Below are 6,948 nucleotides of genomic sequence, written 5' to 3' on the forward strand. Positions count from 1 at the left end.
ATGTAATCGCTGGTTTGTGCTTTGGTTTTCGGCGGATGCCCGTGTTTGACGATGTTTCAGGCTGCCTGCTGCGTTCGGCCGTGCAAAAAACTTTCAGGCTGCCCATAAAAAGGCAGCCTGAAAAGCAGAAAAATGTTGCGCGCTGAAAGGTAAAGTGATGCTTTTATACAAACAGTTGCGCCAGATAGCACCACGCCAGCACCAAAATAATCACCAGCGCGGTACCGATTTTGGCGACCACGCCGAGAATAAAGCCGATAAAGGTGCCGATGCCGACTTTGCCCGCCTGCAAAAGGCAGCGGCGGGCGGCATATTCGCCGACGGCGGCGCCGGCCAAGGGCCCCAGCAGCAGGCCGGGGATGCCGAGAAACATGCCGGCGATGCCGCCGATAAAGGCGCCCCACACCGCTTCTTTGCTGGCGCCGGTGTATTTGGCGCCGAGCAGGCTGGCGAAAAAGTCGGTGGCAAAACCGACGGCGGCCACCACGCCCAGCACCGCCAGCGTCCAGCCGCCGACGATTTGGTAGTCGCTGCTGTAGGCCAAAAGCCAGGCGCCGCCGAACATCAGCGGCAGCCCGGGAACGGCGGGATAGACGGTGCCGGCCAGGCCGGCCAGCAGGCAGATTAGGGCAAGGATGATAAGCAGGGCGGTCATGGGGTGTGCTGTGTTGGGATGCAGGCAGCCTGAAAACGTTCAAACCGCTTTCAGGCTGCCTTTGCGGTGTCAGCCGATCAGCTGTTTGAGCACTTCGGCTTTGGCTTTTTCGTAATCTTCGGTGGAGATCAGGTTTTGGTCGAGCAGGGTTTTGAGCTTGGCGAGTTTGGCCTGCGGGTCTTCGGCGGCAGCGGGTGCGGGGGCGGCCTGCGCGGTTTGTGCCATATTGGCCATGGCGCCGGCCATTGCCTGGCCGATGCCGGCGCCCACGCCCAGTCCGGCACCGATGCCGGCGAGTCCGCCTTCGTTTTGCGCGGCCAGCGGGATAGCTTCGGCAGTTTGGTACTGGGTGTAGCGGCCAAGGTCGCCGATGATGCCCATCGACATTTTGCTGTCGAGCGCTTTTTGCACGTTTTCGGGCAGGGTGATGCTCTCAACGGTGAAGTTTTCCAGCGCCAGACCGAGCTTGGCGAACTCGGGCAGCAGCAGCTCCTGCATTTTCTGCGACAGCAAAACCTGGTTGGCGGCCATATCCAAAAACGGCACGCCGGAATTGCCGAAGGCGGCGGCCATCTGGGTCATGGCGATGTTGCGTAATTGGTTGTCGAGTTCGCCGCCGCTGTATTGCTCGGCGACGCCGGCAACTTCGGTGAAGAAGCGGGCGGGCTCGCTGATGCGGTAGCTGTACATGCCGAAGGCGCGCAGCTGGATCACGCCGAAATCGGCATCGCGCACGGTAACCGGCTGGGCGGTGCCCCAGCGGCGGCCGAGCTGCTGGCGGGTACTGAAGAAGTAAACGTCGGATTTGAATGGGGATTGGAACAGTTTGTCCCAGTTTTTCAGATTGGTGAGCAGCGGCAGGGTTTGGGTGGTGAGGGTGTAGCGGCCGGGCTGGAAAACGTCGGCGGTTTTGCCTTCGTCCACAAACAGCGCCGCCTGCGCTTCGCGCACGGTGAGGCTGGCGCCGTTTTGGATTTCCTGGTCGGCCACCGGAAAACGCCACATCAGCGTTTCCGGCTCGGGGTTCGGCCATTCGATAACGTCGATAAACTGCTTGCGGATAAAGCCCAGCATGGGAAGCTCCTTGTGTGAATGGTAGGCAGCCTGAAAAAACGGCATCAGCCGCTGAGACTGGCGGCATTAAGCAGGCCGATGGCCAGCGACAGTGCGCAAAACAGCGCGCCGACGGCGGTATTGCCGTTTTCCAGCTCGACCGATGCCAGCGGAATCAGGCGGGTGGCGGCGAAATACACGCCGATCTGCACCAGCGCCGCACCCACGCCCCACAGCATAAAGTCGGGCAGGCTTACGCTGTGCGTCATGCCCGCGGCCAGCGCGATGCAAAAACCCAGCACCGCGCCGCCGAAAGACAGGGCGCAGGCCAGATTGCCGCTGCGGATCAGCGACAACTCGCGCGCGGGCGTGATGCGCAGATAGGCGCCGGCAAACAGCACGGTCATCGCCGCGGCTGCCAGCATGTATTGCAGATAAAGCAGGTATTGGCTGAAGGAAATCGACATGGCTTCGCTCCGGCGTGGTGGAAAGGAGCGCCGATTATAGCCCAAAGCGGGTGGTGCGGCGCGGCTGCCGCAACGGTTTTCAGGCTGCCTGCGGTTTTGTGTGTGCCCGAGATTACCGGCTGCACGGCGCAAGCGGCGGCAAAGCAAAAGCAGCCTGAAAACTTTTCAGGCTGCTTTTAGGCTGCCTGTGCCGCTGCTTTAGGCTTTCTGCTTGCACGGCAGGCAGCTTTCGGCTTCGGCCTGTTGCAGGCGCAGTTTTTTGCGCTGCTCGGCGGCTTCAAAGCGGCATTTTTGCGCTTCGCTGGTCAATTCCAGCGGCGGCACCGGCACCGGTTTGCCGTTTTCCACCGCCACCATGGTGAAGTAGCAGGAATTGGTGTGGCGCAGGGTGCGTTCGCGGATATTCTGCGCTTCGACGCGGATGCCCACTTCCATCGACGTGCGGCCGACATGGTTGACGCTGGCGAGAAAAGTAACCAGCTCGCCGACGTAAATCGGCTCTTTAAAGGTTACTTTGTCCACGGAAAGGGTAACGCAGTAATGGCCGGAATAACGGCTGGCGCAGGCGTAGGCGACCTGGTCGAGCAGTTTGAGCAGATCGCCGCCGTGGACGTTGCCGCTGAAATTGGCCATATCGGGCGTCATCAGTACGGTCATCTGCAGTTCGTGCTGGGGTTGGACGGGTGTGTTCATGGTGGTTTTTCCTTGTGTGGTGTGTGTAAAGGTGGGCTTGGGAAAAGGCAGCCTGAAAACTGGAGTTGGGGTTTTCAGGCTGCCTGCGATATGCGTGGAGGCAGCCTGAAAAACAAGCTGTTCCCCTATGGGTGTGATCGGCGGTTTTTTAATGATGCGGGCGGCGGTGCGGGTCATGGAACGGGTGGTTTTCAGGCTGCCTGAACATAAAGGGTCATTGTTTTTCCATTAGGAAGTAAGTCAAATCGTCTTGCGGGAAGTTTTTGTCGCCGCGATAGACGAATCCGTAGTCTGCGAGTTTCATTTCGGGATGCTGCGCCATGATTTCGCCGGCGAAGTCGCGTTTGAACAGGCGTTCGTTGTGTCCGCGATAGTTAACGGTTACGGGGCTTGGGTTGTAGTACTCGACAACGAGCAGGTAGCGTCGGCTGCTGCGGACGAGTTTCTGGTACACGCGCGGCAGTTCGTCGGGATTGATGTGGATCAGCACGCCTTTGATCAGGGTCAGATCCCATTGTTTCGGGCTGTCCCATTCCAAAATGGATTGATGGCGGATGCGCTCGGCCGGGATCACATGTTGCAGTTTGGCAACGGCTTTTTCGTTGATTTCTATGGCGCTGGCTTCCAACTTAGGGAACAGCAGTTGCAGGGCTTTGAGGTTCATGCCGCGATTGGCACCGAACTCTATCATGTTCTCAATCGGCTGGATGCGGCGCAGGGCTTGGGAGAACAGGGCGAGGTTGGCGGCGAGCCTTTGTTCGCCCTGGTTGCGCTCGACGTATTCGTCGCCAAAGCCGCCTGCCCAAAAGTGTTCTTGTTCGGTTTGATACATGCTTGGAGTCCTTTTCTTTAAAAGATGGTTGCGGGCAGCCTGAAAACGGATTGGGCTGCAAACGGGGATGATGGTTTTTCAGGCTGCCTTTCGCACATTCCAAAGGCAGCCTGAAAACCGAAAACCTAAATCTTGCCGATTTTATGCCGATTGGCTTCCACCCACGCTTTGAGCTCGTCCTGCGACATCCATTGGCTGTTGTTGTCGCTGGCGTAAACAAAGCCTTCGGGCACTTTCACGCCGTCTTTGATGCGCTCGGGCGTTTTGTCCCAGCCGTTGATGGCGGGCAGGATTTTGAAGTGCTCGGCGTATTCATAGGTGTGCCACGAGTCTTCGGCGCCGATCATTTGTTCGTGCAGTTTTTCGCCGGGGCGGATGCCGATGGTGGTTTGGCGGCATTCGGGGGCAACCGCCGTCGCCAAATCGCAAATGTTCATAGACGGGATTTTTTTGACGTAAATTTCGCCGCCCACCATGTCGTCAAAGGCGTGCCAAACCAGCTCTACGCCTTGTTCCAGCGAGATCATAAAGCGGGTCATGCGCGGGTCGGTAATCGGCAGCTCGCCGCTGTCGCGCACGGATAGGAAAAACGGGATTACCGAGCCGCGCGAGCCCATCACGTTGCCGTAGCGCACCACGGCAAAGCGCGTGCCGTGTTCGCCCGAATAGGCGTTGCCCGCCACGAAGAGCTTGTCGCTGGCGAGCTTGGTTGCGCCGTATAGGTTGATGGGGCTGCTGGCTTTGTCGGTGGATAGGGCGACGACTTTTTTCACACCTTTGTCGATGCAGGCGTCGATCAGGTTCATCGCGCCGTTGATATTGGTTTTGACGCACTCAAACGGGTTGTATTCGGCGGTGGGGACGATTTTGGTGGCGGCGGCGTGGACAACGTAATCCACGCCGTCCAGCGCGCGGTACAGGCGGTCTTTGTCGCGCACGTCGCCGATGAAAAAGCGCACGCGCTTGTCGCCTTGGTATTGTTTTGCCATGTCCCACTGCTTCATTTCGTCGCGGGAGAGGATGATGATTTTTTTGGGGTTGTAACGGGCGAGGGTCATAGGCACGAAGGTGTTGCCGAATGAGCCGGTGCCGCCGGTGATGAGGATGGTGGAGTTGCTGAGCATGGGAATGGGGGAATCTGAAGTTGGTCGGTTTTCAGGCTGCCTTTTGGGTTAAGGCAGCCTGAAAGGATGGCAAAGCGAAAACCGCTGCCGGCAGCGGCCGGGTTTTCAGGCTGCTTGGGCAAGGATTTGCGGCAGGATGCGTTTGAGGGCGGCCTGCCAGTTGGGCTGGCTGTAGCCCAAGCGGCGGATTTTTTCGCAGTTGAGCACGCTGTAGGGCGGGCGCGGGGTGCGCTCGCAGCCGGCGGGAATTTCGTGCAGGCGGGCGTTTACCGGCTGCAAAAGGGCGAGTTCTTGCAATACGGTTTGGGCAAACTGAAAGCGGTTGACGGCGGTATCGCCGCAGTAGTGGTAGATGCCGCGCAGGGCGGCGGGCTCTTGTGCCAGATTGATCATCAGGCGGGCGAGATCGCCGGCGTAGGTGGGGCAGCCGGTTTTGTCGCTGACCACATCGATGCGCTCTTGGCCGGCCTGATTAACAATGGCTTTGACGAAGTTGCCGCCGTATTCGGAAAACACCCACGAGCTGCGGACGATAATGCTGTCGGCGTGGTGCGCGAGTGCCAAGAGTTCGCCGGCGAGCTTGGATTTGGCGTAGATGCTCAGGGGGTTGGGGTAGTCCGATTCGGTGTAGGGCGCCTGTTTGGCGCCGTCGAATACGTAGTCGCTGGAAATGTGGATCAGGCGGATGCCGGCATTGGCGGCGGCGCGGGCAAGGTTGCGCACGCCAGTGGCGTTGACGGCAAACACTTCGTCGGGATGGCATTCGGCGGCTTCAAGATTGGTGTAGCCGGCGGCGTTGATGATGACGTCGGGCTCGAAGTTCTGCACCATGCCGGTGATGGCGGCCGAGTCGGTAATGTCGAGTGTGGCCGAATCGGCAGCGATCATTTCCCAGTCTTCGGGTTTTTGGGCGCGCAGGCAGCGGCCGACCTGGCCGTTGGCTCCTGTCAGTAATATGCGCATCGTGTGTGCTCCTTGCTGTGTGGGTTTCAGGCAGCCTGAAAGGCAGATGGGTTCAGTCTTCCACCGGTTTTTCGGCGGCCACTTGGTCGATCAGTTGCGACAGGCTCATGCCGCGCTCCAAAGAGCTGTCGTAAACGAAATGCAACTCCGGCGTGCGAAACACGCTGATGCGCTTGGACAGTTCGCTGCGCAAAAAGCCTTTGGCATGCTCCAGGGCTTCGGCGGTGACTTCGCGGGTGTTTTCGTCGAGCACGGTGTAATAGACGGTGGCGTGGCTGTAGTCGCGGCTGACTTCGACGTCGTTGATGGTAATAAAGCCGGCGCGGGGGTCTTTCAGGCCGGTGCGCGTCAGTTCGGCCAGCTCGCGGGTAAGCTGCTCTTTGACGCGGTCGATGCGGGCGAAGCCGCGTTGCGGTTTTCTCATATCGGCAAAACAGTTAAAAATCGGGTAAAAACGGCGGCCATTATAGCAAGGCAGCAGCAGGCGCGGGGCGGGGTTTGCGATATAATCGCGCCTTTTTTCACGGAAGATGCCATGAACACCCTGCCGTATCAAGCCGAAATCGCCCGCCGCATGGAAGCCGGCGGCGAAGGCCGCATCCGCCCCGATGCCGAGTTTTACCATACCGCCAACGGCTATTGGATCGCCTGGCAGCAGCCGCAGGCGGCGGTGATGCGCGAAGATTTGCCAGAAGGCGAGCCTTGCGACTGGGTGGAAGGCGCCGAAACGCTGGCCGATTTGGTGGAATTCATCGAAAGCGGCGACTACGAAGCGCTGGCCTATTTCGAAGGCAGCGAGGAAGAATGGCAGGAACACGAAGGCTGCAGCTGCGGCTGTCAGCACCAATAAAGGGCTTTCAGGCTGCCTGAAGGGCATAATCGGGCTGCCGTCCCGTCAGACAGCCTGAAAGTTTCAGGCTGCCGCCAATGCCCGAATATCGCCAACACGCGAAACCGGATAGGAAAACACACACCATGAATCTGCTGGCTTTGTTTAACGATGCCGCCGCCATTGTGCGGCTGCGCTATCGCCCCGCCGAAGAATACCGCTACGGCGCGGCGGTAACGGCGGCGGTGCTGCTGGCGCTGGGTGCCATCCATTCGGCCGCCGTCGCCCCCTTAATCGGCAGCGGCTACGGCACGGTGGCGCTGTCGGTGCTG

At 59.4% G+C, this 6,948-nt stretch carries 9 protein-coding genes and 1 pseudogene; 2 read left to right on the forward strand and 8 right to left on the reverse strand.

Annotation, left to right across the window (positions count from 1 at the left end; genetic code table 11):
- Positions 1-163: 163 nt before the first annotated feature.
- The 8 genes from MB824_RS07825 to rbfA all read right to left on the reverse strand — a co-directional run bounded on the left by MB824_RS07825 (position 164) and on the right by rbfA (position 6,211).
- Entirely contained in the window at positions 164-655 is a 492-nt protein-coding gene (locus tag MB824_RS07825) for a DUF456 domain-containing protein (RefSeq protein WP_238747843.1), read from the reverse strand.
- Positions 656-724: 69 nt separating this feature from the next.
- Positions 725-1,729 (reverse strand): SPFH domain-containing protein, encoded by a 1,005-nt coding sequence (locus MB824_RS07830; protein ID WP_238747845.1) that lies wholly within the window; start codon positions 1,727-1,729, stop codon positions 725-727.
- Positions 1,730-1,773: 44 nt separating this feature from the next.
- Positions 1,774-2,175 (reverse strand): DUF350 domain-containing protein, encoded by a 402-nt coding sequence (locus MB824_RS07835; RefSeq protein WP_238747846.1) that lies wholly within the window; start codon positions 2,173-2,175, stop codon positions 1,774-1,776.
- Between the two features lie 198 nt (positions 2,176-2,373).
- A complete protein-coding gene (locus MB824_RS07840; protein ID WP_238747975.1) occupies positions 2,374-2,868 on the reverse strand; it encodes an acyl-CoA thioesterase in 495 nt (164 codons plus the stop codon).
- Between the two features lie 214 nt (positions 2,869-3,082).
- Positions 3,083-3,700: a pseudaminic acid biosynthesis-associated methylase gene (locus MB824_RS07845; protein ID WP_238747847.1), complete on the reverse strand. Its 618-nt coding sequence runs from the start codon at positions 3,698-3,700 to the stop codon at positions 3,083-3,085.
- Positions 3,701-3,825: 125 nt separating this feature from the next.
- Positions 3,826-4,824: a UDP-N-acetylglucosamine 4,6-dehydratase (inverting) gene (gene pseB, locus MB824_RS07850; protein WP_238747848.1), complete on the reverse strand. Its 999-nt coding sequence runs from the start codon at positions 4,822-4,824 to the stop codon at positions 3,826-3,828.
- 105 nt (positions 4,825-4,929) lie between these two features.
- Positions 4,930-5,787 carry a dTDP-4-dehydrorhamnose reductase gene (gene rfbD / locus MB824_RS07855; RefSeq protein WP_238747849.1) on the reverse strand — a complete coding sequence of 286 codons (858 nt, stop codon included), beginning with the start codon at positions 5,785-5,787 and terminating at the stop codon, positions 4,930-4,932.
- A 52-nt stretch (positions 5,788-5,839) separates the two neighbouring features.
- Entirely contained in the window at positions 5,840-6,211 is a 372-nt protein-coding gene (gene rbfA, locus MB824_RS07860) for a 30S ribosome-binding factor RbfA (protein ID WP_238747850.1), read from the reverse strand.
- 111 nt (positions 6,212-6,322) lie between these two features.
- Between rbfA and MB824_RS07865 the strand changes: the two genes are divergently transcribed.
- Together MB824_RS07865 and MB824_RS07870 are read left to right on the forward strand one after the other, a co-directional pair.
- Positions 6,323-6,637, forward strand: coding sequence for a general secretion pathway protein GspG (locus MB824_RS07865; protein ID WP_238747851.1), 315 nt, complete (start codon positions 6,323-6,325; stop codon positions 6,635-6,637).
- 125 nt (positions 6,638-6,762) lie between these two features.
- Positions 6,763-6,948, forward strand: a pseudogene (locus tag MB824_RS07870) (hypothetical protein); the annotation flags it as partial.

Source organism: Kingella pumchi, assembly GCF_022288825.1.
GTDB classification, from domain to species: domain Bacteria; phylum Pseudomonadota; class Gammaproteobacteria; order Burkholderiales; family Neisseriaceae; genus Kingella_D; species Kingella_D pumchi.